This is a genomic window from Priestia sp. FW507-14D1A (genome assembly GCF_058781295.1).
In genome coordinates this window covers 658,133-684,348 of sequence record NZ_JBYSWQ010000002.1, presented here as the reverse complement: position 1 = coordinate 684,348, position 26,216 = coordinate 658,133, and the positions used below count along the sequence as shown (strand labels likewise).

22 protein-coding genes are annotated in these 26,216 nt (G+C 38.9%); 15 read left to right on the top strand and 7 right to left on the bottom strand.

What is annotated here, in order from left to right; translation table 11 throughout:
- Positions 1-35: 35 nt before the first annotated feature.
- The gene (locus AC3WJG_RS11860; protein WP_337133889.1) at positions 36-614 is read right to left on the bottom strand and encodes a YkoF family thiamine/hydroxymethylpyrimidine-binding protein; all 579 of its coding nucleotides are present in this window, start codon (positions 612-614) and stop codon (positions 36-38) included.
- Positions 615-1,129: 515 nt separating this feature from the next.
- Here AC3WJG_RS11860 and AC3WJG_RS11855 point away from each other — a divergent pair.
- Both AC3WJG_RS11855 and AC3WJG_RS11850 read left to right on the top strand, forming a co-directional pair.
- A complete protein-coding gene (locus AC3WJG_RS11855) occupies positions 1,130-2,473 on the top strand; it encodes a 5'-deoxyadenosine deaminase (RefSeq protein WP_028407654.1) in 1,344 nt (447 codons plus the stop codon).
- Between the two features lie 433 nt (positions 2,474-2,906).
- Positions 2,907-4,232, top strand: a complete 1,326-nt coding sequence (locus tag AC3WJG_RS11850; protein ID WP_028407655.1) for an NCS2 family permease — start codon at positions 2,907-2,909, stop codon at positions 4,230-4,232.
- Between the two features lie 74 nt (positions 4,233-4,306).
- Here the strand turns inward: AC3WJG_RS11850 and AC3WJG_RS11845 are convergent, their stop codons facing one another.
- Both AC3WJG_RS11845 and AC3WJG_RS11840 read right to left on the bottom strand, forming a co-directional pair.
- A complete protein-coding gene (locus AC3WJG_RS11845; protein ID WP_025749688.1) occupies positions 4,307-4,858 on the bottom strand; it encodes a shikimate kinase in 552 nt (183 codons plus the stop codon).
- Between the two features lie 117 nt (positions 4,859-4,975).
- A complete protein-coding gene (locus AC3WJG_RS11840; RefSeq protein WP_080781634.1) occupies positions 4,976-5,149 on the bottom strand; it encodes a YvzF family protein in 174 nt (57 codons plus the stop codon).
- A 199-nt stretch (positions 5,150-5,348) separates the two neighbouring features.
- On the opposite strand from AC3WJG_RS11840, the gene treP reads away from it, so the two are divergent.
- From treP to AC3WJG_RS11805, 7 genes are all read left to right on the top strand, one after another.
- A complete protein-coding gene (gene treP / locus AC3WJG_RS11835; protein ID WP_028407660.1) occupies positions 5,349-6,812 on the top strand; it encodes a PTS system trehalose-specific EIIBC component in 1,464 nt (487 codons plus the stop codon).
- A gap of 15 nt (positions 6,813-6,827) precedes the next feature.
- Positions 6,828-8,513, top strand: coding sequence for an alpha,alpha-phosphotrehalase (gene treC, locus AC3WJG_RS11830; protein WP_337133720.1), 1,686 nt, complete (start codon positions 6,828-6,830; stop codon positions 8,511-8,513).
- Between the two features lie 88 nt (positions 8,514-8,601).
- The gene (treR, locus tag AC3WJG_RS11825) at positions 8,602-9,318 is read left to right on the top strand and encodes a trehalose operon repressor (RefSeq protein WP_013055666.1); all 717 of its coding nucleotides are present in this window, start codon (positions 8,602-8,604) and stop codon (positions 9,316-9,318) included.
- A gap of 357 nt (positions 9,319-9,675) precedes the next feature.
- Complete coding sequence (gene pxpB / locus AC3WJG_RS11820; RefSeq protein ID WP_337133717.1) at positions 9,676-10,398, top strand: 5-oxoprolinase subunit PxpB; 723 nt, start codon at positions 9,676-9,678, stop codon at positions 10,396-10,398.
- Positions 10,388-11,386 (top strand): 5-oxoprolinase subunit C family protein, encoded by a 999-nt coding sequence (locus tag AC3WJG_RS11815; RefSeq protein WP_060746022.1) that lies wholly within the window; start codon positions 10,388-10,390, stop codon positions 11,384-11,386. The genes pxpB and AC3WJG_RS11815 overlap by 11 nt, the downstream gene beginning before the upstream one ends.
- Before the next feature lie 12 nt (positions 11,387-11,398).
- Complete coding sequence (locus tag AC3WJG_RS11810) at positions 11,399-12,154, top strand: LamB/YcsF family protein (protein ID WP_060746021.1); 756 nt, start codon at positions 11,399-11,401, stop codon at positions 12,152-12,154.
- 9 nt (positions 12,155-12,163) lie between these two features.
- Positions 12,164-13,351 (top strand): NRAMP family divalent metal transporter, encoded by a 1,188-nt coding sequence (locus AC3WJG_RS11805; RefSeq protein WP_028407665.1) that lies wholly within the window; start codon positions 12,164-12,166, stop codon positions 13,349-13,351.
- A gap of 42 nt (positions 13,352-13,393) precedes the next feature.
- On the opposite strand, the gene trhA is transcribed toward AC3WJG_RS11805, so the two are convergent.
- Positions 13,394-14,044, bottom strand: a complete 651-nt coding sequence (gene trhA / locus AC3WJG_RS11800; protein WP_013055671.1) for a PAQR family membrane homeostasis protein TrhA — start codon at positions 14,042-14,044, stop codon at positions 13,394-13,396.
- Between the two features lie 382 nt (positions 14,045-14,426).
- On the opposite strand from trhA, the gene AC3WJG_RS11795 reads away from it, so the two are divergent.
- From AC3WJG_RS11795 to AC3WJG_RS11780, 4 genes are all read left to right on the top strand, one after another.
- Positions 14,427-15,065 (top strand): DUF1643 domain-containing protein, encoded by a 639-nt coding sequence (locus AC3WJG_RS11795; RefSeq protein ID WP_225049547.1) that lies wholly within the window; start codon positions 14,427-14,429, stop codon positions 15,063-15,065.
- Between the two features lie 101 nt (positions 15,066-15,166).
- A complete protein-coding gene (locus AC3WJG_RS11790) occupies positions 15,167-15,586 on the top strand; it encodes a hypothetical protein (protein WP_028407667.1) in 420 nt (139 codons plus the stop codon).
- Positions 15,587-16,050: 464 nt separating this feature from the next.
- On the top strand, positions 16,051-16,704 hold the full coding sequence (gene bluB / locus AC3WJG_RS11785; RefSeq protein ID WP_013055676.1) for a 5,6-dimethylbenzimidazole synthase: 654 nt from the start codon (positions 16,051-16,053) through the stop codon (positions 16,702-16,704).
- A gap of 168 nt (positions 16,705-16,872) precedes the next feature.
- Entirely contained in the window at positions 16,873-17,904 is a 1,032-nt protein-coding gene (locus AC3WJG_RS11780; protein WP_060746020.1) for an AI-2E family transporter, read from the top strand.
- Here the strand turns inward: AC3WJG_RS11780 and AC3WJG_RS11775 are convergent.
- A complete protein-coding gene (locus AC3WJG_RS11775; RefSeq protein WP_050691266.1) occupies positions 17,901-18,779 on the bottom strand; it encodes a LysR family transcriptional regulator in 879 nt (292 codons plus the stop codon). The genes AC3WJG_RS11780 and AC3WJG_RS11775 overlap by 4 nt on opposite strands.
- Before the next feature lie 161 nt (positions 18,780-18,940).
- Here AC3WJG_RS11775 and AC3WJG_RS11770 point away from each other — a divergent pair, with 161 nt between their 5' ends.
- Both AC3WJG_RS11770 and AC3WJG_RS11765 read left to right on the top strand, forming a co-directional pair.
- On the top strand, positions 18,941-19,921 hold the full coding sequence (locus tag AC3WJG_RS11770; RefSeq protein WP_263034546.1) for a zinc-binding dehydrogenase: 981 nt from the start codon (positions 18,941-18,943) through the stop codon (positions 19,919-19,921).
- A gap of 231 nt (positions 19,922-20,152) precedes the next feature.
- Positions 20,153-20,719, top strand: coding sequence for a DedA family protein (locus tag AC3WJG_RS11765; protein ID WP_225049548.1), 567 nt, complete (start codon positions 20,153-20,155; stop codon positions 20,717-20,719).
- Between the two features lie 118 nt (positions 20,720-20,837).
- Here the strand turns inward: AC3WJG_RS11765 and atzF are convergent, their stop codons facing one another.
- Both atzF and uca read right to left on the bottom strand, forming a co-directional pair.
- Positions 20,838-22,586 carry an allophanate hydrolase gene (gene atzF / locus AC3WJG_RS11760; RefSeq protein WP_337133706.1) on the bottom strand — a complete coding sequence of 583 codons (1,749 nt, stop codon included), beginning with the start codon at positions 22,584-22,586 and terminating at the stop codon, positions 20,838-20,840.
- Between the two features lie 14 nt (positions 22,587-22,600).
- Entirely contained in the window at positions 22,601-26,212 is a 3,612-nt protein-coding gene (uca, locus tag AC3WJG_RS11755) for an urea carboxylase (RefSeq protein WP_337133704.1), read from the bottom strand.
- Between the last annotated feature and the right edge of the window lie 4 nt (positions 26,213-26,216).

Below are 26,216 nucleotides of genomic sequence, written 5' to 3'. Positions count from 1 at the left end.
TAGTATTCTATCTTTATAAACAGATAAGAAGTAATTTATCGTTTTGAAGAAGGACTGGGTGCTGACATATTAACTGTCATCACGACACGAGCTTGCTGTACAGATTTCATAAAACATTCGTATAGAGAAGCGAACACTTTGTCCACATCTCCTTCTAAACCTGTTGCAAAAGGCACGGTTTCGGCAAATACTCCCTGTTGTTTAACTGCGCCAATTCCGCTTTTGATGATGTCTACATAATGCGGCGTATCTAATGGATACAAAGAAAATTGAGTGGATACAGGGAACGAAGCACAAAGCTGTTGGTTTGAAGACATGTTTTCTTTTGGTTTTATTTTTCTTTCTTCGAAATATTCTTCGTGCTGCCCTGTTGAAAACGTGGCATTCAGCACAATATGCTTTCCTGACTTTCCAGCACTTTTATAAACGGCTTGCACAACTTCAAATACGTCTTTGGCAGTTCCTTCAATAAACGTACTCACACGGTCCGTTTTTCGCTGAACTTTAGACATATCCACTTCGTTTAGTGCACCTAAAATAATATCGATGAAGTTATCACTCATAACGGAAAGCGTAAAACGACAGCCAACATTTATTTTTTCCAAGTTAATCACCCCTAAAATATAGATTTGTAGTTTTTTAATCATACAAATCATAAAATAACTTTTCTGTTTTGTATAGAAACAGAAGATAGATTCTTTATTTTTAGGAAATATTACATAGAAAAAACAAAAATAAATTGCATAACATGAAAAATAAGGGTGTTAAGAAAAGTCACATAATGAAAAAGAATAAAAAAACAATGTTAGAACTTCTGACAAAAAGCTGGTATATAGACTGAAAACACCATATTATAAATACAAGATCACATTATTCTCCTGCGATTTCGTATAACCTCTTGAAAAAGGGACTTGGGATTTTATCATAAATCCAACCTCCTAGCTGTATAATCAGCTAGGAATTTTTTTTACCCAAACTCTCTATCGCGCATGAGGTTACCTACACTTATTCAACTCAGAGCATACATCATATATATATATAAGATCAGTGTAAGAAAGATTGCTTGAAGATGTTAGTGTTCGGCTTGAGCTAGAAATAGATAGATGTTACGAAAGAGGGGAAAGAAGGTATGACGCACACATTAATTAAAAATGCAGAGATTATTACGATGAATGAGAAGAATGATATTATTTACGGTGACCTTTATATTGTTGGAAATCGTATTGCAGCCATCGGGAAAAACCTGCATCCGGAAAAGGTAGATAAAGTCATTGACGCAGCAAATAAAACGATTGTGCCGGGCTTTATACATACTCATATTCATTTATGTCAAACGCTTTTTAGAGGGCAAGCAGATGATTTAGAGCTGTTAGACTGGCTAAAGAAGAAAATATGGCCGCTTGAAGCTTCACATGATGAAGAATCTATCTATTATTCAGCCCTGTTAGGCATCGGCGAACTCATTCAAAGCGGGACTACAACAATTGTAGATATGGAAACTGTTCATCATACGGACTCTGCTTTTCAAGCTATATCTCAAAGTGGAATCCGAGCCCTTGCAGGAAAAGTAATGATGGATAAAAAAGGCGATGATCTGCCAAAAGCTCTGCAGGAGACAACGGCTGACTCGATCAAAGAAAGTGTAGAGCTGCTTGAAAAATGGCATAATTCAAATAACGGTCGTATTCGATACGCATTCTCCCCAAGATTTGTGCTGTCGTGTACGGAAGATTTGCTGCGTGAAGTGAGCCATTTATCAGCTGCATATAATGTTCATGTACATACTCATGCTTCTGAGAATCAAGAAGAAATTCGCATCGTAGAAGCTGAAACGGGTATGAGAAATATCATGTACTTAGATCATTTAGGATTAGCCAATGAACGCCTTATTTTAGCGCACTGTGTGTGGCTAAATGATCAAGAAAAGCAAATTATTAAGAATCAAGGAGTAAAAGTTAGTCATTGCCCAGGCTCAAACTTAAAACTTGCATCGGGAATCGCAGATGTGCCCGGTTTATTAGAGCAAGGTGTATTTTTAAGTCTTGGCGCTGACGGTGCTCCTTGTAATAATAATTTGGATATGTTCAACGAAATGAGGCTGGCCGCTACGATTCATAAACCCTCGCACGGACCAACGGCCATGAATGCAAAGCACGTGCTAGAAATGGCTACAATCGGCGGAGCGAAAGCAGTCGGGCTTGAAAAAGAAATTGGAAGTTTAGAGGTCGGGAAAAAAGCGGATCTTGCTATTTTAAATTTAAATCAGCTTCATACTTTTCCATCTTACGGCGTAGACCCTATTTCCAGAGTTGTGTATTCAGCAACGCGAGGAGATGTAGAATTAACGATGGTTGATGGAGAAATTGTGATGGAAAATCGCGTGTTAAAAACAATTGACCAAGGAATTGTATTGAAAGAAGCAAATCATTCGATTGATCGTCTTTTAAAAAGAATCCCGCTTTTGATTTCATAAGATGTAAAACAAAGAAGAGGCTGGAACAAAAGTATTTTAACAAAAGTAAAACTCGAATTATTAATCGGAGTTATTGATTAATAATTCGAGTTTTTTCGTTGTCAAGGTGAACGCAGGTTTCATCTGTTTATTTGTCTTGAGAATGGATTTATTTAGTTATGTCTTAATCTCTTTTTTGTATAAATGAGTAAAAAGAGTACTCTTGCAACAGACTAAAAAGATAAGAGAAATAAATTTTCAAAATTCCAAACTAACGGAAGATAAAAATTTTTATAATGATAGCGTTTTCTACCTTTGCATATCTACAAATTAAGACTATAATAGGACAAAAGATTTTACTTTGCAACGTAAAATCCTCCTAAATCGTGTCTTTTTTAGGACATTTGAATAGGTAGGATTTTTTATTTTTTTTAGAAGTAGGGAGGCGCGCGTGTTGGAGCGTAACGGAATATTAGAGCGCTTGTTTAAACTATCAGAGCGCAACACAACACCAAAACAAGAAATACTAGCAGGACTTACAACTTTTATGACGGTCAGTTATATGGTAATTGTCAACCCCATTATCATGTCTGACGCGGGTATCCCCCGAGAAGCGGCGCTTGCAGCTACCATTTATGCCATTGTATTTAGTACGTTACTGATGGCTCTATGGGCAAATTTCCCGATTGTAACCGGTCCAGGGATGGGTTTAAATGCGTTTTTTACGTATTCAGTAGTATTAGGGCAAGGATTGTCATGGCAAACGGCACTTGGAGCAGTTTTTATATCCGGGGTCTTATTTTTTGTTTTAACGGTAACAGGAATACGCGGAAAGATTATTGATGCCATTCCGAACGTATTAAAGTCTTCCATAGCAGTTGGAATTGGTCTTTTTGTTGCGTTTATCGGTTTGAAAAACGCTGGATTAGTTGTGGCAAACGAGTCTACTTTTGTAGGGCTTGGAAATGTCATGGATAAAGGTCCCTTACTGGCTATTTTTGGGCTGATATTAGCAGCTGTACTGATGGCTAAAAATGTAAAAGGTGCTCTCATTATAAGTATTTTTGCTACGACTATATTAGCGATGATTGTAGGAGTACAGGCAGTTCCTCATTCCTTGAAAGACGTCTTTTCAGCTACGCCGCCAAGCGTTGGAGAAACATTTTTTCAAATGGATTTAAAGGGTGCAGTTGCCTACGGCATTTTTTCAGTTGTATTTTCTTTCACCATCGTAGAATTATTTGATACGCTAGCGACATTGATTGGATTATCTAAAAAAGCCAACTTGGTAGATAAAAACGGTAAAATTCCAGGTTTAAATCGCGCGCTTGCAGCGGATTCAATCGGTACAATGGCGAGTGCTATTTTTGGAAGCACTGCGTTAAATACGTATATTGAAAATGCAACAGGTATTGCAGAAGGAGGGCGTACCGGCTTAAAGGCATTAACGGTTGCCATCTTATTTATATTTACCTTGTTTTTTGCACCGCTCATTCAATTTATCCCAAGCGTTGCTACTGCTCCAGCACTCATTATTATTGGTTCGCTTATGCTAAGTGACATTCGAAACGTTAACTTCGACGACTTTACCGAAGTTGTTCCCGCTTTCTTAACAATTGTCATGATGCCGTTAACCTACAGCATTGCAGAAGGTTTAGCATTCGGCTTCATTTCATACACAGCGATTAAACTGTTTACAGGACGCCGTCGCGAAATTCATTGGATGATGTATGTGATTACCATTGCCTTTTTTATCAATTTTTATATGAGTTCGCATTAGGGATGAAAAAAGACGTAGCATTAAGCTACGTCTTTTTTTGTAAAGGCTTGTTAAGGGAACGAATTTTTATTTCATTAAGGTTGATAAATGTCCCAAGCTGTTTTTAATGAATCAACGATATAGTTAGCTACTTCTTCAATATCTAAATTATCAGTTTCAACTTTCGAATGGTGATTGGAATAGATAGCTTGACGATCGTAAAATAGCTTTTCAATATCTTCTAAGCTTCTTCCTTGTAAAACAGGGCGGCTATCAATAATTAAACTAATGCGTTCTTTCCAAGAATCCCAAGATAAATCTAAAAAGAATACGATGCAGTTAGATAAACAAATCTCTTGAATTTCTTCTTGTAAAAAAGCGCCTCCCCCTAAAGAAATGATTTTTAAACGCTGCTGTGAAAGTCGATTTATTACTTCTTTTTCTTTTTGTCTGAAGAAAGTTTCACCGTGCTCTTTAAAAATCTGAGAAGTAGGCATATTAAATTCTCTTTCGATTTCTTGATCTATATCAACAAAATCTCTATACAATTTTTTGGCAACCATTTCTCCAATAGTTGTTTTTCCTACCCCCATAAAGCCGATAAATACAATACTTTTCTCTCTAAGAGATATGTCGTTATATGCCATTTTTAAGCCTCTTTCTGATTTTTAAATACAAATCGGATGTTATAGTAAATACTGAAATTATAATATAAATCCTTTAGTTTGTAAAAGCTACTATTCTTCTCTGAAATAAACCGGAAATTATTTTTTAGGATGCATGGAAAGATACACCCGAGTATCTTTTTTGCGCTCGTACTTTGGATTAGCGCTTCGCGTATATTCTTTTGACTGATGTTCTATATGGTAGTTTTGTTCAAACTGTTTGATCGCTTCATTAATTTCTTCTTGTTTTCCCATTAATCTTACTTGCAGCATTGTAACGTCTCCTTCCATATACTTTGCTTTTTGACTATATCATGAAATGAAAAAGAAGTAATTTTATTTTTGTTGACGAACCTGTATATACAGGTTAGAATAAAAACATAAAACTTGTATATACAGGTTTGCGGTGAGATTTATATGGGGGATAGGAAATACAGGAGTAAAATGAAAACGGAAACAAGGGGGAAAAGACATGAATCGAGAATCTGTGGAGCGCATTGTAGAAGCCGTTGGCGGAAAAGAAAATATCTCTGCTGCAACGCATTGTGTAACGCGTCTTCGACTTGTTTTAAAAGATGAAGGTAAAGTCAATCAACGTATGCTAGATGAGCACGAATTGGTAAAAGGATCTTTTTCTACAAACGGCCAGTTTCAAGTTGTTATTGGTCAAGGCACGGTTGATAAAGTATATAAAGAAATGGTGGCGCTTACAGGGATAGGTGAACTGTCAAAAGAGGAAGTGAAAAACGAAGCGGCTAAAAACTTAAATCCGCTGCAGCGCGCAATAAAAACATTAGCTGACATTTTTATTCCCATTTTACCGGCCATCGTAACCGCGGGTTTATTAATGGGAATCAATAATGTATTAACAGGAGCCGGAATTTTTTACGATGATAAATCAATCGTAGATGTTCATACACAGTGGAAAGACTTCGCGAGCATGATTAATTTAATTGCCAATACGGCTTTTGCCTTTTTGCCGGCTCTTATTGGATGGTCAGCTGTTACGCGTTTTGGAGGAAGTCCTTTATTTGGAATTGTCCTTGGGCTCATGCTGGTCCATCCTGATTTGCTAAATGCCTGGTCTTATGGAGAAGCATTAAAAAAAGGAAGTATCGATACGTGGAATTTATTTGGTCTGCACGTTGAGAAAGTTGGCTATCAAGGGCAGGTTTTACCTGTGCTAGCTGCTTCGTTTGTACTGGCAAAAATCGAATTGTTTTTACGAAAACGAATACCGGATGGTTTTCAGCTTTTAATTGTAGCGCCTGTAGCTCTTTTAGTAACAGGGTTTCTCGCTTTTATTGTGATTGGTCCAATTACATTTGCAATAGGAAATGTTATTACAGGTGCAGTTGTATGGCTTTTTAAAACGGCTCCATTTATTGGAGGGCTTGTATACGGAGGCTTATATGCTCCTCTTGTTATTACGGGCATGCACCATACATTTTTAGCTGTAGATTTACAGCTGATTGGAAGCGTGGGAAGTACGTTCTTGTGGCCAATGGTAGCATTATCTAATATTGCACAAGGCTCTGCGGCTTTTGCGATAATGATTCTTTCAAAAAATGATGAGAAATTAAAAGGACTGTCTTTAACGTCAGGGATTTCAGCGTGGCTTGGCATTACGGAACCTGCAATGTTTGGTGTGAATTTACGCTTTAGATTTGCTTTTATTTCTGCAGTGATTGGTTCAGCTATTGCAGGTGTCGTCATATCCGTGGCGGGAGTGAAAGCAGCATCGGTGGGAATTGGGGGTATCCCTGCTCCGTTATCAATTGTTCCACAGAGCTGGCCAGCTTTTATTATTGGAATGGTAATCGTAATTGTGGTGCCGTTTCTTTTAACGTTAACGCTTGGAAAGCTTCAGAAAAAATCAACCGTTACATCAACTGTCGCGGCTACAGAATCGTTTCAACATAATCCAAAGAATTAAATGGTGGTGTTAAAAATGCAAGAACCTTGGTGGAAAAAATCGGTTGTCTATCAAATTTATCCTAAAAGCTTTTACGATACGACTGGCAACGGCGTGGGTGATATAGCTGGTATTATTGAAAAGCTAGATTATTTGAAAAAGCTTGGCGTAGACGTTGTATGGCTAACGCCAATTTATAAATCGCCGCAGCGGGATAATGGATATGATATAAGTGATTATTTTGTTATTCAAGAAGAATACGGAACAATGGAGGACTTCGATCGTTTAATAACAGAAGCGCATAAGCGGGATCTTAAAATCATCATGGATATTGTCGTTAATCATACGTCAACTGAACATGAATGGTTTCAAGAAGCTAAAAAATCGAAAGATAACCCGTACAGAGATTTTTATATTTGGAAAGATCAAAAAGAAGATGGAAGTGCTCCGACGAATTGGGTTTCAAAATTTGGAGGTTCGGCGTGGGAGCATGATAAGCTGACAGAACAATCGTATCTGCATTTGTTTGATGTCACGCAAGCGGATTTGAACTGGGAAAATGAGCGTGTGCGCCGCAGCGTGTACGATATGATGACGTTTTGGTTTGAAAAAGGAGTAGATGGATTTCGTCTGGACGTTATTAACTTAATTTCAAAAGATCAGCGCTTTTTAGATGATGATGGTTCTATCGCGCCAGGAGATGGACGGAAATTTTATACCGACGGTCCTCGCGTTCACGAATATATGCGAGAAATGAATCAAGAAGTTTTTTCAAAATACGATAGCATGACCGTTGGAGAAATGTCGTCGACAACTGTTGACCACTGTATTCAATATTCTCATCCGGACCGGGGCGAGCTTAGCATGACGTTTAATTTTCATCATTTGAAAGTCGATTACCCAAACGGAGAAAAGTGGGCGCTAGCAGATTTTGATTTCATTAAATTAAAAGAGATTCTATCAACTTGGCAAACGGAGATGAATAAAGGAGGAGGATGGAATGCACTATTTTGGTGCAACCATGATCAGCCTCGCGTTGTTTCCCGCTATGGAAACGATGAACTCTATCATCATAAATCTGCCAAAATGCTCGCTGCAACGATTCATCTGATGCAGGGAACACCTTATATTTATCAAGGGGAAGAAATAGGTATGACAAACCCGAAGTTTTCTTCTATTGATGAATATAGAGATGTGGAGTCATTAAATGTGTATGAGATAAAACGTGCACAAGGAATGGACGAAAATGAAATTTTGGAGATTTTAAAACATAAATCAAGAGATAATTCCCGTACACCGGTGCAATGGAGCGATGAGCATAATGCAGGTTTTACAAAAGGAAAGCCGTGGATTAATCCAGCCGATAACTATCGTGAAATTAATGTAGAAAAAGCGTTAGATGATGAAGATTCAATTTTTTATTTTTATCAAAAGCTTATTGCACTGCGCAAGCAGTATGAGATTATCACCTATGGAAACTATGAATTGATTCTTGGAGAAGACGAGCAGATTTTTGCTTATATCCGAAATGGAGCAGATGAAAAGCTGCTCGTGATAAACAATTTCTACGGGAGTGAAACAATTTTTCAACTGCCAGAAAATCTAACTTTTGAAGGATATCATAGTGAAATATTGCTGTCTAACTACGAAGATTCATCAAAGGAATTAAAGCGAGTCTTGCTTCGGCCGTATGAATCGATCGTGTATCATTTAAAAAAATAGAGAAAAAAGTACAAAGAACGATGGGTGACAATCTATCGTTCTTTTTATACAATTGGGTATATATAGAAAGTAAAATAGGTGATGGCAATTGAAAGAAAATAAATTTATCAGCATTTACGAACAGTTAGTCGATAAAATTAAACGTGGTGACTGGCGTCCTAATACAAAACTTCCTTCTGAAAATGAGCTTGTTGAACAGTATCAAACGTCTCGTGAAACAATACGGAAAGCGTTAAATTTACTTTCACAAAATGGGTACATTCAAAAAATGAAAGGAAAAGGCTCATTTGTATTGGACGTATCACGCTTTGATTTTCCAGTATCAGGACTTGTTAGCTTTAAAGAAGTAGCGGAAAAGCTAGGACATACATCGACTACTATTGTAAAAGAGTTTGAATTAGTCAAGGCCGATCAAGATCTGTGCACACAGCTTGGGGCGACGAAAAAAGATCTCATATGGAAAGTAGTTCGAGCGCGTGAAATCGATGGAGAAAAAATTATTTTAGATAAAGATTTTTTTCATAAAAAGTATGTTCCTCACCTCACAAAAGATATATGCAAAGGCTCTATTTATGAATACTTAGAAAAAGATCTTGGGCTGAAAATCAGCTTTGCCAAAAAAGAAATTTCCGTTGACGAGCTGACGGACGAAGATAAGTGTTACTTAGATTTAAAAGACTATGAACATATTGTGGTAGTAAGAAACTATGTGTATTTAGAAGATGCAAGCCTTTTTCAATATACGGAATCACGTCATCGTCTTGATAAGTTTCGTTTTGTAGATTTCGCTCGCAGAGGTATATAATGGTTTACTGCCCATGAGTTTTTCCTTTTTGTACATGTTTACAAAAAAACTGCTTTGGTATAAAAAACAAAGCAGTTTTTTTATGGGGAAAATTGAAAAAACGTGATCCTTTTGACGATAAAATTTTAAAAAGGTTGAATTTTTCTTTGGAGTTTGTTTTAGTAGAACATAAGATTATTTTATATTTATATAATGTTATCCATACAGGATAGGGATTTATTGTTCTTTTTTTTATTAGATATATAAGAAATTGTTATTCAAAAACAATAATTTCATTAGTAATTCTAATGGATGTATCTAATTACAGCATTAAAGGGAGCTGCTCAAACAATACTAAGTAAAAAAGGAGGAGACGGAATGAGCCACGATTATCGACTTTATCCTCTTGGTGACAGCGGCATTGTCGTTTCATTTGGAGACGAAATTAATTTCGGCATACATAAACGTATTCAGCAATTTACTGAGGTGCTAGAGCAATCATTATGTAAGGGGATGATTGAATATGTGCCGGCTTTTACAACAGTTACAATCTATTATGACCCTTGGATAATGAGTGAAAAAGGAAGAAGAAATCCTTACACAGCAATATCTACATATATTGAAGAGCTGCTTTTCCGCCAGGAAGAAAAATCTGAAGCGGTCGCTAGACAAATTGAAATTCCGGTGTGCTACGGAGGAAAGTACGGCCCGGACTTAGAGAGGGTAGCTGCTTTTCATTCATTAACGCCTGATGAAGTTATCTCCATTCATACAAATGGAGAATATTTGGTGTATATGCTAGGCTTTGCTCCTGGTTTTCCTTACTTGGGTGGGATGAGCGAAGAAATTGCGACTCCAAGAAAAGAATCACCGAGAAACAGAATCCCAAAAGGGTCAGTTGGCATCGCAGGAATGCAAACCGGCGTGTACCCAATTGAGACACCTGGAGGATGGCAGTTGATTGGGCGTACTTCTCTTACACTATTTAACCCCAAAAAAGATTCGCCAAGCTTGCTTCAAGCAGGTGATCGTGTCCGATTTGTTTCTATCTCTGAAACGGAATATGAAGCCCAAAAGGAGGTGGACGAAGATGAGTATTAAAGTGATACGTCCCGGTTTATTAACAACGATTCAAGATACCGGCAGACATGGATATCAAAAGGACGGCATGATTGTCAGCGGAGCAATGGACAAAGTTGCTTTAAGGATTGCCAACTTATTAGTAGGAAATCAAGAAAATCAGCCGGTTATTGAAATTACGTTAATGGGACCAAAAATTGAATTTCAGCAAGATGCTTTGATTGCCCTGACGGGAGGGGATTTATCGCCAACTGTTAATGATGAAGCCGTAAAGATGTGGCGGCCTTTATATGTGAAAAAAGGGAGCGTGCTACAGTTTGGTGTTCCGACTTTAGGGTGCCGTTCTTATTTATCGGTTTCCGGTGCTTTTAATGTTCCTGCAGTTATGGGAAGTACATCTACTTCACTTCGCGCTCGGATAGGCGGGCTGCACGGTAGAGCACTACAGTCAGGGGACGAAGTATTAAGCCGCCCTCCTACAGAAACGGGGGAAGCAATTATAAAGAAACTGATGAAAAAGCAAACGGACCGCTCTTTTCAGCAGGCTTTTTGGACGATTCATCCTAAACTTCTTCCTTCATACGAGACGTCTATTATCCGCACGATGAAAGGTGCGGAATTTGATTGGTTTACAAAAGAAAGTCAACAACATTTCTTTAATCAAGAATTTGACGTTACCCCTCAATCTGACCGCATGGGCTATAGGCTAAAAGGGAAGAAATTAGTCCTTGGTCAAGAAAAAGAGCTGCTCTCTAGCGCTGTGACGTTCGGTACGATTCAAGTACCAAAAGAAGGACAGCCCATTGTTTTATTAGCAGATCATCAAACGACAGGAGGATATCCTAGAATCGGACAGGTAGCAACTGCAGATTTTTCAGCGCTGGCGCAAATTTCTCCAGGAAAAAAGGTTTCTTTTCAAGCAATTTCACTGGATGAAGCGCAGCATTTATATATGGAGCAGGAAAAGAAAATAAATCATATTAAAAGAGCACTTCGAATGAAAATATAAGGAGAGAAGAAGATGGCTACCGTTGATTTGAACTGTGACTTAGGGGAGAGCTTTGGGAACTATAGATTAGGAAATGATAAAGAAATTTTACGCTATGTAACGTCTGCAAACATTGCTTGTGGCTTTCATGCCGGAGATCCTTCGGTTATGAGAGAAACAGTAAAGCTGGCTTTGAGTGAAAATGTGGCGATTGGCGCGCACCCCGGATTGCAAGATTTAGCTGGATTTGGACGTAGATATATGAAAATTACGCCTCGAGAAGCTTATGATTTAATGGTGTATCAAATGGGGGCTCTTTCAGCTTTTATACGTGCAGAAGGAGGGACCCTTCATCATGTGAAACCTCATGGCGCTTTATATAATATGGCTGCAGGGGATCGAGACATAGCTAAAGCTATTGCTGAAGCTGTTTATAATGTTAGTCAGGAAGCTATTCTATATGGTTTGGCTGGAAGTGAATTGATTAAGGCTGGAAACGAAATGGGCTTGCGTACGTCTCAGGAAGTATTTGCAGATCGAACCTATCAACAGAACGGCATGCTGACGCCGAGAAACGTTGAAAACGCCGTGATTCAAGATGAAGAAGCGGCTATTTCTCAAGTAATTAAAATGGTCAAAGAAAAGAAAGTATTCACTGTGCAAAATGAAGAGATTCCCATTCAAGCAGATACCGTTTGTATTCATGGAGACGGTGCACATGCTGTTGAATTTGCCAAAGCTATTTGTGACAAGCTAAAAGAAGAACAAATCATTATTCAACCACAATGAGGTGACATCATGAAAAAAGAACGCAACTGGAGCGTGCTGCTCGGAGCAGCATTTTTAATGGCTACTTCAGCAGTGGGGCCAGGTTTTTTAACTCAAACAACGGTCTTTACACAAGCTCTCGCCGCAAGTTTTGGTTTTGTCATTTTACTGTCGATTTTATTAGACATTGGCGTTCAGCTAAACGTATGGCGTATTATTGCCGTTTCAGAAAAAAGAGCACAGGATATCGCTAACAATGTTTTGCCAGGCCTCGGCTTATTTATTGCTATTTTAATTGTAATTGGAGGCTTAGCATTTAATATTGGAAACGTAGGAGGAGCCGGTCTTGGCTTCAATGCGCTATTTGGTATTTCTCCTAAAGCGGGTGCAGTCATTACAGCCATCATTTCTATCGCAATTTTTTTAGTCAAAGAAGCGGGAAAATTAATGGATCGATTTGCTCAATTAATGGGCGGAATATTAATTATTTTAATGGTGTATGTGGCTATTTCGTCCGCTCCCCCAGTAGGAGAAGCAGTCTCTAAATCATTTTGGCCGGAGCACATTGATGTAATGGCGATTGTTACTCTTGTAGGAGGAACGGTAGGAGGATATATTACATTTGCAGGAGGTCACCGTTTATTAGATGCAGGAATTAAAGGAAAAGCCGCGATTCCTGAAGTAACAAGAGGAGCAGTATCTGGTATTACGATTGCTTCGATCATTCGAATTTTTCTATTTTTAGCGACATTAGGTGTGTTGAGTCAAGGGTTAAAACTGAATCCTGACAATCCACCAGCCTCTGTTTTTCAGTTAGCCGCAGGGGATATTGGCTATAAATTATTCGGCGTCGTCATGGCAGCAGCGGCTATCACTTCAGTTATTGGTTCAGCATATACATCGGTTTCCTTTATTAAATCCTTCAGCAAACGGATTGAGAAATATGAAAACTGGATTATCATTGCATTTATTACGATTTCAACCCTGGTTTTCTTGACGATTGGCCAGCCGGTCACTCTGCTTATTTTAGCTGGAGCATTAAACGGGTTAATCTTACCTATTACACTCGGAACAATGCTTATAGCGGCGTATAAAAAGAAGATAGTAGGCGATTACAAGCATCCGACTTGGCTTACCGTTTTTGGCGGTTTTGTGGTCGTTATTATGGCTGTGCTAGGAGTCTATACGCTTGTGACTCAAATGGCCAAACTGTGGTAAGGAATTCTATAACCAATTAAAAAAGGGCCTTCTGGCCCTTTTTTAATTGGTTATAGGCAATACATATAAAATGATTGCTAAAAAGTGGAGTACGGTTCCGCCAAGAACAAACATATGCCAAATCATATGATGAAAACGAAATCCTCGCCATACGTAAAAAACGGCCCCGATTGTATACAACACGCCTCCAACTACGAGAAGGACAATTCCTTGATGGGCAATGTTTTGAGTTAACGAATCCCAAGCAAACACAATCATCCATCCCATAAATACGTAAAGAATAGTGGAAATAAAAAGGAATTTCTTCACAAAAAAAGCTTTGAATACAATTCCTGCAAGAGCGATGCCCCATACAATTCCAAAAAGTGTCCAGCCGGTGGTTCCCTTTACTGCGATAAATAAAAATGGAGTGTACGTACCGGCAATAAACAAATAAATAGAAGAGTGGTCAAATATCTCAAAAAGATCTTTTACCTTACCTTCCGGAAAACTATGGACAAGCGTAGAGGAGACATAGAGAAGCAGCATGGTTACTCCGTAAATAGTAAAACTGATAACATGCCAAGGCGTTCCTTCTAACGAAGAAAGTACGATTAAAAGCGTTAATCCAACAATGCTGAGTACGGCTCCAACGCCGTGTGTAATCGCATTTGCAATTTCTTCTCCTCTTGTAAATGTGTGTGTAGTAGCCATTTACAAAATCCTTTCTTTACACAAATTTATCTTCTATTTTCTCAGAGGATCAGGTTTGAATATACCTGCTGAGAAAAAATCTGTAACTGTCAAAAACATGAGTGAAAAGGTCATTGGTTATTTCTTTATTATAGACCATTCTTTTGATTTTATCTATTTTGACTGGAGGTCCGAAAAGAGGAAAGATGTATATGTGAATGTTCACTAGCTGTAAAAAACATGTATAGAAGAAAAAATGGCTTTTTGAAAAAATGGCAGAAAAGTTGTCATGAAGGCATGATTTTGAAATACATATAAAATAAAACTTTTAACAGTCAAGGTTACGATTACTGCTTAGCTCATTTGCAATAGATAAGTAACAAGATTGTAAGAAGGCAGGGGGATGGAAGCAGTGAAAAAAGAAGTTATTTTTGATGAAACAGGCACATACAAATATTCTCTATTATGCAAATGGAGTGAAGTAAACGAACGTAAACTTACGTTTATCTTGTCATTCCCAGAAAATACGTATGAATACAGCGACGATACAGCTGTATCCAAATGCATAGAACTGGCGCAAAAGTGGGGATTTGGAGTCTTAGAAATCGTTTATTTATTCAGCTATCAAACCGACCATGTTTCGTTTTTACGCATGCTTTCAAAAGAAGAAGCTGTTGGAACAAGAACAGGTGAATATATTCAAAAAGCAGTGGAAGATGCTGAACTGGTTGTGGTAGCTTGGGGTGATCATGGAAGCATTTATAACCGGCAAGAGGAAGTAGAACGCTTTTTGAAACACAAGCCGGTATACTGTTTTGGAAAAACGAAGCAGCAATTTCCTCGCCATATTTTATCCGTCGTGCACCGCACAGAATTACAAAAATACGAAATGCCGGCTAATCGTGAAGAGTCGGAAGAAGTTTCTTCATTTATTGAAGACATAGATCAAAGTTTTGGTGGAGAGGAGTATTCTCCAATTAAACAACTAACAGAAGAAGAACCGCTTATGTTTATTGAAGATATTGCCAGTATGTATCGGTAAAAAGAAGAAGCGAGGTTTATATTCCTCGCTTTTTCGTTAGTATAAAACACCAAGTTTTGTCATATGGTTGTATCAAGAAGCGTGTGTGAAGGGGGAACTTTATGAAGTTGAATGAAGTGTTGCACCGCATCACAACTATTTATAATGAGTTAGAAGAAGAGTGCTTTCAATATATAGGGGCTGTGATCAACGAAAATGCAGAGCTGGATATTTCTCGTCTAGAAGAATTAAGTACGCTGTTAAACTTTGTATATGAATGCTCACAGGATGTATTAGTAGGTTCTATTTTAACAAAATTGGATTATGGACAACCCATTTATCAATTTGCTATGTTAAAGCCTATTTCCCTTGAAGGAAATGAAGATAAGTTAGATATTTTATATGAAGAAAAGGTAAAAGTAGAAAGGGCTATTCTAGATGTGTATACAGCTCAGCGAAAGAAGTTATTGACTGAAGCAGCTGAAGACTTAAAAGAACTTCACTACGAGCTGCAGACATACGTGTATGCTTGCAACATATAAGTGAATCTGTTGAAATGGCAAGGCATATATACAAATAAAAGGGAACATGTTAGGATAAATAAAAAGAACTCCTAATCAAAGAGTTCTTTTTATTGTAAAATATATGATTTTTAACTAGTAAAGCATAAAGACGGTGGTAATGGCAGTTACCCTTTTCTTTGTGCTTTTTTTATCCGATTGTGTTGATGATGCTGCTTACTGCGTTAAAAAAGTTCATAAGTACCTCGTTTAGCATGCAATATGCCCCCTCTCTTACTCAATATGTACAATCAAATTATCCAATTGTGTTAATGATGCTGCTTACTGCGTTAAATAAGTTCATTAAAACGTCGTTGAACATGTTTGCAACCTCCTTTATGATAGATTCATATAGTAATACGAGAAAACATAAAGTTTGGATCACATTTTTTTAATGTTTTTTTAGAAAAATAGTTAAAAAAAGAGTTTAATGGAGGTTGAAGAAGATGAATTCGTTTACAAACGACGAAAAGCAAGCAGTATACAAAGCGATTTATGGAAGAAGAGATGTACGAACATTTTTGTCTGATGAGATTCCGAATGAAACGGTTTATAACATTCTACAGGCTGCTCACAGCGGACCTTCCGTCGGGTTTATGCAACCTTGGAATTTTATATTAGTATCTGATACAGAAGTGAAAAATAAACTTGCCTGGGCAGCAGATAAAGAGAGAAGAGCACTGGCTATTCATTATGAAGGTGAAAAGAAAGAAGATTTTTTAGAGCTAAAGATTCAAGGATTAAAAGAAGCGCCGTTAACTATTTGCGTAACGTGTGATCCAACAAGAGGGGGCTCTCATGTTCTCGGAAGAAACTCAATTCCAGAAACCGATATGATGTCAACTGCGTGTGCGATTCAAAATATGTGGCTTGCTTCATATGCAGAAGGACTGGCAATGGGGTGGGTAAGTTTTTATAAGAAAAATGATGTGCGTGACATTTTACATATTCCTCCTCATATTGATCCTGTAGCGCTTATGTCAATTGGCTATACAGATAAATATCCTGAGAAACCAATCTTAGAACAAGCTAACTGGGAAAAAAGAAGGGATTTAGACAAGCTAATTTATCATAATGTATGGGAAAATGAAAAAGAATAGCGGAGAGAAAATAAAGACATACTAAAAAGCGCCGAAATATAGTAAAATTTGAATATTAAATGATACACTATATATAGCGAAAGCGGATATGAGCGTCTAGCGTATCCGTTTTATTTATATGTATACAAATGACTTGGGAAAAAGAGAGATAGGAGAATTGAAGGTTTCATGAATATTGCAAGAAGTTGGCTTCACAACAAACTTACTGTTCGCATCATTACGCTTATTATCATTACAGTTTTACTTGTCAGCATTAGAAGTATGCTTCAGCTGCTGTTATTTACGTTTATTTTCACCTTTTTAATTGGTCGTCTTCAACAAACGTTAAGAAAAAAGCTTCCGCTTAATTCAACGCTTATACTCATCGTCATCTATATCGCACTGATTGGGGCGCTCGGTATTGTAGGATATGTATATATCCCGGTTATTATGACGCAAGTTACTGAGCTTGTACAGAAGCTGATGTATTTTTACAAACACCCCCCTGATAATACATTCGTCACCTATATTATCGATAATCTAAAGAGATTCAAATCACCAGAGAATATTCAGCAGAATATTGATTTAGTATACAGCTATTTATCTAATATTGGAAAAGTAAGTGCACAAGTTTTCTTAGCACTCTTGTTAAGCCTATTCTTTTTACTTGAAAAGTCGCGGATTCACCGATTATTTGTCCAACTGGAACAATCTAGGCTGGGCTGGTTTTTCAAAGAAGCTGGCTATTTGGGGAGAAAATTTGTTAATTCCTTCGGCAAGGTAATAGAAGTTCAGTTTATTATCGCTTTTGTGAACAGCATTTTGTCCGTTATTGCGCTGTGGGTGTTAGGGTTTCCTAATTTGCTTGCACTTGGCGTTATGGTCTTTCTACTAGGGCTAGTGCCGGTTCTTGGGGTATTTGTTTCACTCATTCCACTTTGTACAATCGCTTACAGTTTAGGAGGCGGTGTAAAAGTACTATCTGTGTTAATTATGGTGGTAGTGCTTCACGCACTTGAAAGCTATGTATTAAATCCAAAGCTCATGTCATCTAAAACAAACTTGCCAACGTTCATTACGTTTATCATTTTAGTGTTTGGTGAACACTTCTTGGGCGTATGGGGGCTAATTCTTGGTATTCCAATTTTTATTTTCTTTTTAGATTTGGTAGGAGTAGATTCAGCACAGCAACTGTCAAAAAAAGAAACCTCCGCAGACTAGTCTGCAGAGGTTTCTTTTTTTAAGCAGCGTATCGTTTTTTGAATAGTAGGATGATCGCGATGCTTAAGTTTATAAGCAAGAAAGATCTGATTTTTTACTGCTAAATGTTCAAGTTCGATTTTTACTTTTTTTTCTCGAAGCGCTTCTTGAATTAAATAGCGGGGAAGCAGGCTGATTCCCATGTGATGCTGAATGGCTTTTAACACCGTTTGAAGATTTGGAATCACGTGATGAGGCTGAATTTCAGGTCGTTTTTTAAAATGCTGCCGCCAAAAACGTCTAATAATAGGAAGTTCAAGACCATAGCTAATCCACCGCTGGTTGTATAAAAACTCTTCTACGTCTTTACTAGGTGTCATTTCAAAAGAAGGAGGGACGGTTAAGACAAACTCTTCTTCTTCAATGACCGTATATTCAATTCCAGGTATTTGCAATCTTTGGGTTGTAATCGCAATATCAATTTCGTCGCTTTGTATCTTTTCAAGCAAAACAGAAGCAATACCAAACTGGCTGTAGCAGCGGATGCCTGCATCTTTTATTCTTTCTAAAGCTTGTTCGGTAAAATACTCTACGGGAGAACCAATTTTTACGACCGGCAGCGCGTCGGGAGATGAAGCGGTCATTTTTAATTCAATTGAAGCAGCTTCTAGACTTTCAATTAACGGGACAATACGCGTGTACAGTTCTTTACCTTTTTCTGTTGGAATCATTTTTCTCGGTGCACGGATAAATAAACCTTCCCCTATTTCAGCTTCTAAAGCAGCTAAGTGCTGACTCATGGCCGGCTGCGTTAAGATCCTCGCTCTGGCTGCTTCAGAAACGGATCGGTATTTGTAAATGCTAATAAAGCTGCGATACCATTCAAAATCAATCATTTATGCTATCCTTTCTTATAAATTTATTTATGGATATCTATTTATTTTCTAATTTGTATTATAGACAAGCTCTCTTTAAAATAAAAATAGTAAGCAAATCATTTTTAGATAAAATAATAAAAGCAACGCTAGGCAAATGATTTAAAAAGGAGAGTTAGACTGTGAAAGCATTATTATTGCAAGATAAAAATAAATGGACAGAAATGAAAGTAGAAGAAATAGAAAAACCTCTTCCAAATAAAGGGGAAGTAGTAGTTGAAGTTCACGCAGTGGGACTTAATCCCGTAGATTATAAAACGGCTACTAATGGAAATCCTTATTGGACATATCCTCACATTCTAGGTTTAGATGTAGCTGGGACAATTGATGAAGTTGGAGAAGGAGTAGTTGACTGGAAAAAAGGAGACCGCGTTGTCTATCACGGGGACTTTATGAAAAAAGGCGGATATGCTGAATATGCGGTTACAACTGCTCATTCAATTTCGCGCATTCCTGATGCTGTTACATTTGAAGAAGCTGCTGCTTTGCCTACGGCAGGTTACACAGCGTATGAAGCACTATTTCGTAAACTTCCAATGAACCATATTCAAACCATCTTAATTCATGGAGGAGCTGGAGGCGTAGGAGGCTTTGGCGTGCAGCTTGCTAAAAACGCTGGAAAAACCGTTTTCTCAACAGCTTCAGCACATAATCATGAGTATGTGAAGTCGTTAGGAGCTGATTATGTAATTGATTATCGCGAGGAAAACGTCGCGGAAAAAGTATTGGAGCTGACAAATGGCCGCGGCGTAGATGCTGTGCTTGACACGGTGAGCGCAAAGAACGCAACGGATTCTTTAGATATGATTGCCTATAGAGGACATTTAGCACATATTGCTGGTGCACCTGATTATACAAAAGTAAAGCCTTTTACAAAGGTGATTTCTTATCATGAAGTAGCTTTAAATGCTGCACACCACATTAATGACATGATTGCGCAAGCGGATTTAGCAAAAATGGGCGATGAGCTTTTAGCATTAGTAGCAGAGAAGAAAGTAGCTCCGATGATTGAGCGCATCATCTCGTTAAAAGAAGTGCCAAGTGCATTAGAAGAGCTTTCAAAACGCCATGTGAAAGGGAAAATCATTGCTAAAGTTAAATAATAGCAGAAAAAAACTCTTTTATTATAACTAATAAAAGAGTTTTTTTCTGCTATTTTCTTTTTTTGCGTTACTTCACTTATGAACTGCATATGATAGAAGATAATCGAATATAGCAAACGGGTGCGTATGAGCTTTTTTTACTAGTAAAATTGCTTTGAAATCGTGAAATTTTGAATAGTTTGAGTTATGATGAAAGAACGTGAAATTTGTATGATTGAAAGGAGAAAAAAGGTGCAAGGGTTTATTGATTTTGTACAAAATTTAGGCATAGTGGGCATCTTTATTGCTACAGCAATCGAAGCTGCGGCAATTCCTTTTCCGTGTACGTTATCGATTTTGCTTATTGGCTCGGTGCTGCAGCTCTCAATATGGAAAATCCTTATTGTTTCAGCTGTTAATACCGTTATTTATATTGCATTCAACTATATTCCGTTCGTTATGGGATACAGGTTTGAATCTATTACCAAGCGCTGGTTTGGTGAAAAAAATATAAAACGTGCCCAAAAATGGTTTCATAAATATGGAAAATGGAGTATTACGATTTCCCGTCCCATCAGTATCGCAAACTATATAACCTATTTGGCAGGTCTTAGTAAAATCAAATCTAGGGACTTTGTTTTATACAGCACCTTAGGCATTTTTCCGTGGTTTGTTTTTTTGCTCTATGTAGGAGGACTTGGAGATATTGAAAAAATCCAAAAATATTTGCATGATGTTGATCGTTTAATATTTGTTATTCTCGTAATCGGAGTGATAGTTGGTGCAGGCTGGTGGATGAAAAAGAGAAAAAATACATAAAAAAGGATCTGCCTAAATAAGCACTGCCTTAAAATAAGAGAGTTTTTAAATTGAGGTTTTCATAATTCAAAAGAGCCGCCTCTGAGCCGAGTTTTCGACTTAGAGGCGGCTCTTTTATTCAACTACGAAGAGCCCGCCAGCTTCTATAAGACGTAATATCCTCCGCATCTTCTGTCGCATGAGCTTCACAAAGAAAACCCGCTACTTCACTGCCGTCTTCAAGAGTGATTTTGCCTAGTCCGAGAGGAGAAGGGATAGAATCGGCAAAAGAGCCGAGTAGTGATAAAGGCATTTCCCAAAGTTCAACTTCAATTTTTTCTCCTTGTTGATGTGTTCGCAACAGCCCCGGTTTTGCTGGAGAAGTAGGCAGTTTAAAAAGCTGGTAATAAGGAGCGGTTCGGTCTTTTCGGACGAATGAAGCTCCGTGTTCACGTATTTGAGATTCAAGTGGAAACCCGCGCATATGCAAACCGCAAACAGCTACTAATGTTGTATCTTTTTTTGAGCCAACGGTTCGTTCACCATTTAAAAACAATTCGCTGAGTCCGCAAATGAATTGTTCGCCGTCAAATGTAGAGAAAAATGAAATGCCAAACGGTAAATCAAAATCCGCATCTTGAGATGGAAGAGAGACAGCACACAAGTCGAGTAAGTTACAATGATTTGTAAAACGCCCCATGTCACTGTTTGTTTCAATTGGATTTTCTCTTACTTGTTCCCGCGTCCACGTTCCGCCTGCTGTCGGCATAACAAGAACAGCATTTTTAAGCTGATGATATGCTTTATGTTTAAAGGATTGAAGCTTATGTGAAGCTTGAAATAAAGCAGCAGCATCATATTCTGATTTAGCTCCTGAACGAAGCACTTGCTCGGTTACAGGAAAGGCTGTTTCTTCATGAGAAGTGATAAATTCTCCTAAGTCAGCCCAGCGCTCTGCTACGTAAGGGCCGTCATATAATAAAGCAGCTGCTTCACTTAAATACGAGCCGTCCATGTATTCGATAGGAATAGATAAATCTTCAATCTTTTTCACAGCTTGTTTCCATGCTTTTTCGTACTGCTCAGCAAACGGCCCGTAAAACGAAAGCGGTTCTTTTACCATATAAATTTTTTCAGGAAGTGCCGAAGAAGCCCGAACAACAGAGCGTGACCATGGGTCTCGATCGTCTACTCCTCTAATAATGGAATCTACGAGCAGTACGTCACTCCATTCATGAGCAAAAGCAGTGACGCAGTCTAAGCTTTTACATGCCGGAACTACACCTGCAGATGGCCAAGCTCCAAGGGAAGGTTTGTAGCCGATTAGGCGATTTAAACCAGCTGGAACCCGCCCTGAACCTGCTGTATCGGTACCTAAAGAAAAAGCAGCATGCCCCCGAGCTACGGATACAGCTGATCCTGAGCTTGATCCGCCGCTAATGAGCTCTGGCTTTAACGCATTCTGCGTTTCGCCATACGGGCTCCGTGTCCCGACCAGTCCTGTAGCAAATTGGTCCAAGTTGGTCTTTCCAAGAGGAATAGCACCTGCATCGATAAGGCGTTGCACAACCGTAGCATGTTCAGAAGGGGTATACGTATATTCTTTACATCCGGCTGTCGTCGGTACATGTGCTACATCGATATTATCTTTAACGGCGAATGGAATTCCCCACAAAGGTAACGCTTCAGGGCCTAGCGTAGCTAAGCGATCCAGATAAGGTTTTAACTCACCGAGTGAGGGAGGGGTAATCCAAATATTCATGTCTTTGTCAGCTTCTACACGCGCAAGAATTTGATGTACTACATCTTCCGGAGTTAATTCTTTTTTGATATACATATCACGTAACCATTGAACCGAAAATGTTTTAGGCAAGCTCACTGTTTTCATTGTATCCACCGTCCTTAATGAGTAATTGGAGCAAAGGCTTTTATACCGGCAATCAGCTGTCCAGCTTGTACTTCATCGCCGGGTTTCACATGAATAGAGCTGATATATCCATCCATAGGTGCTAGCTGTGGAAACTCCATTTTCATGCTTTCTTCGATAATTAACGTATCGCCTTTTTCAACTTTTTGTCCTTCTTCTACAAGAACTTTCCATACGCTTCCCGGCATTGTACAGCGCGCGGCTTCCGTACCTTCGGGCAGTTCTTGTTCCGTAATTTCAGCTGTTTCATGTTCAGAGACGTACTCAGCTAAACCAAGTGCTTTCCAATTTTCTCGTTCTGTTTGAAAAGCAGCCTGCTGGGTGTGACGAAAAGCAGCCGTGCTTTCTTCAATAGATGAAAGAAAATCTAAATATTCTCCAAGTTTAAACGTTGTCTCCGTAATATCTGCTTCAAATCTCCCACGAAGGAAATCTTCGCGCAGTTTTAAAAGCTCATCTGCTTCTACTGGGTAAAATTGAATTTGATCAAAGAAACGAAGAAGCCACGGTTTTCCTGCTTCAAAACTTTCCGTTTGACGAAGTCGGTTCCACATTTGAATCGTGCGTCCCACAAATTGATAGCCGCCAGGACCTTCCATTCCGTATACGCACATATACGCACCGCCAATACCAACTGCATTTTCAGGCGTCCATGTACGGGCAGGGTTGTATTTCGTTGTAACTAAACGGTGACGAGGGTCTAGAGGCGTAGCAACAGGTGCGCCTAAATATACATCTCCAAGCCCCATTACAAGATAATTAGCGTCAAATACAACTCGTTTAACATCTTCAAGGTGGTTCAGACCGTTTACTCGGCGAATAAACTCTAGATTGCTTGGACACCATGGTGCATCTGGACGAACGTTTTGCTGATAGCGTTCAATAGCTAATTGAGTCGCAGGATCATCCCATGAAAGTGGAAGTTTTACAATACGAGACGGAACTTCCATTTCTTCAAGAGGAGGAAGCGCGCGATCAATAGTTGAAATGTGCTGACAAAGTTCAAGAATAGACATTTTTGTTGCATCAATATGAATTTGAAGAGAACGGATACCAGGCGTTAAATCTAGAACCGGTAAATCCTCACGCTTTTGGATAGCTTCCATTAAAGCATGTACTTGGAAGCGAAGCAGAAGATCAAGCTCCATTTCTCCGTATTCCACAAGTATATTCGCATCGCCTGAGCAGCGGACGGAAAATGGGAAGCGTCTATTTTCCGTTTCGTTAATCAGCAGCGGATAATCGCTTTTAAGCGGCTGTGCTACTGGGTTTGTAAGCACAGGAAGTGATGCAGGTGTTCCGATATGCTGTAAAAAGTCTTCCTGAGTACACTTGAGTTTTTCAGCTTGTTCAAGGTCAATTAATTTAAACGAAATTTTATCTCCGGGATGAAGCTGTCCTATTTTCCAAAACTCTGCTGAAGCGGTGGTAACAGGGCAAACAAAGCCGCCAAGACTCGGACCGTCTGGGCCAAGTAAAATAGGCATATCTCCCGTTAAGTCTAAGGTGCCGATGGCATATGCGTTATCATGAATATTTGATGGATGCAAACCGGCTTCTCCTCCATCTTCACGGGTCCAAAAAGGAGCGGGACCTATTAACCTAACGCCTGTTCTAGAGCTGTTAAAATGAACTTCCCATTTTGTATCTGTTAGCTGCTGTAAGTACTCTGGCTGTAAAAATTCTTCTGTACAATGAGGTCCTGGAATTACTCCGATTGTCCATTCTTTAGTCATGGCTGGCTGATTGGAAAGAGCAAGTTCATTTTCAACGTGAGCGTGTTCAGAGACACGGAGTACATCTCCCGTACGAAGTGCTCTTCCGCCGTGTCCTCCGAAACTTCCTAGTGTAAAAGTAGAAGAACTGCCTAATATTTTAGGCATATCAAGTCCGCCGCCAATCAGTAAATACGTACGCATTCCTTCGGTTGCTTCACTAAATGAAAGAATTTGTCCCGGCTTTGCTCTAATGGTCTTATACATAGGAATTTCAGCGCCGTCTAATGTAGCATGCATGTTGGCACCCGTAATGCAAAAAGATACATTGTCTCTAAATTTATAAGAGCCGCCTCGGAGAGTCATTTCAATCCCTGGTGCATCTGGGGAGTTTCCGAGAAGTTTGTTTCCTATGCGAAAAGCAAAAGGATCCATTGGACCGCACGGAGGAACCCCTACGTTCCAGTGCCCGGTGCGCCCCGGGTAATCTTGAACAGTGGACTGAACGCCTCCGTCTAATACTTCGAGTGCTTGTTCGCTTGGGTTATATGAGTTAAGCATTTGAGTATACACGTCGCCTGTTCTGCACGCTTTTTCTTCTAACAGTCCCTGCAAGTATTGAAGATTAGTAGTAACGCCGTATAATCTTGTCTCTTTTAAAGCAGCGCTCAATTTTAGAAGAGCTTCTTCTCGTGTTTTTCCATGAACGATAATTTTAGCGAGCATAGGATCATAAAGTGATGTTACAGTAATACCGTCCCGTACCCACGTTTCAACCCGAGCATTTTTAGAGAAAATTGCTTGGTCAATTTGCCCGCCGCTGGGACGAAAATCATTTAAGCAATCTTCTGCATAAATACGAGCTTGGATACTGTGACCTGAAGGCACAGGAAGCAAAGAAGGAAGATTTACTAGCTCATCGCATGCTTCTTTAAGCATCCATTCTACTAAATCAACGTTTAACACTTCTTCTGTAACGCCGTGCTCTACTTGAAGACGAGTATTTACTTCTAAAAAATAAAATTTCTCTGCTTCAGCGTCATAAAGAAACTCTACCGTTCCTGCGCTTCGATATCCGACTTCTTTAGCTAGTCGTGTAGCTGCTTGCAGCATATTTTCCCGTATATATGAAGGGAAGTTTGGAGCTGGGCTTTCTTCAATTACTTTTTGATTTCTTCGTTGAATAGAGCAGTCGCGTTCTCCTAAAGCCACTACTTCTCCAAAAGAATTACCGAAGATTTGAACTTCCACATGGCGAGCTTTTTGAATGTATTTCTCTAAAAAAACACCGCTGTTTTTAAAGTTTGTTTGTGCTAAATGGCAAACTGAGTCAAAAGCTGCTTGAAGAGCTTTTTCATCTTGGCAAACACGCATTCCAATTCCGCCGCCGCCAGCTGTACTTTTTAACATAACGGGATAGCCAATCTCTTCAGCAGCACGTACAGCTTCTGATACATCTGTAATAAGAGGTGTACCGGGAAGCAAAGGCACGTCGGCTTTTTGCGCAATTTCCCGAGCTGAATGTTTTAATCCGAATATTTCCATTTGTTGGGGTGTAGGACCAATAAATACGATTCCTTCAGCCTGACAGCGACGAGCAAATTCCGCGTTTTCACTTAAAAAACCGTAGCCTGGATGAATAGCTTCCGCGCCTGTTTTCTTTGCAATATCTAGAATAAGGTCTTCGTTTAAATAACTTTCTTTGACTGAGCCGCTGCCAATTAAAATGGCTTCATCTGCTTCATCAACGTGCAGGCTGTCTTGATCAGCTTCTGTATAAACAGCGACAGATTTCACTCCTAAATGTCGTAATGTTCGCTCAATTCTAACGGCAATTGCTCCTCGGTTCGCAATTAATACTTTTGTAAACATAGAT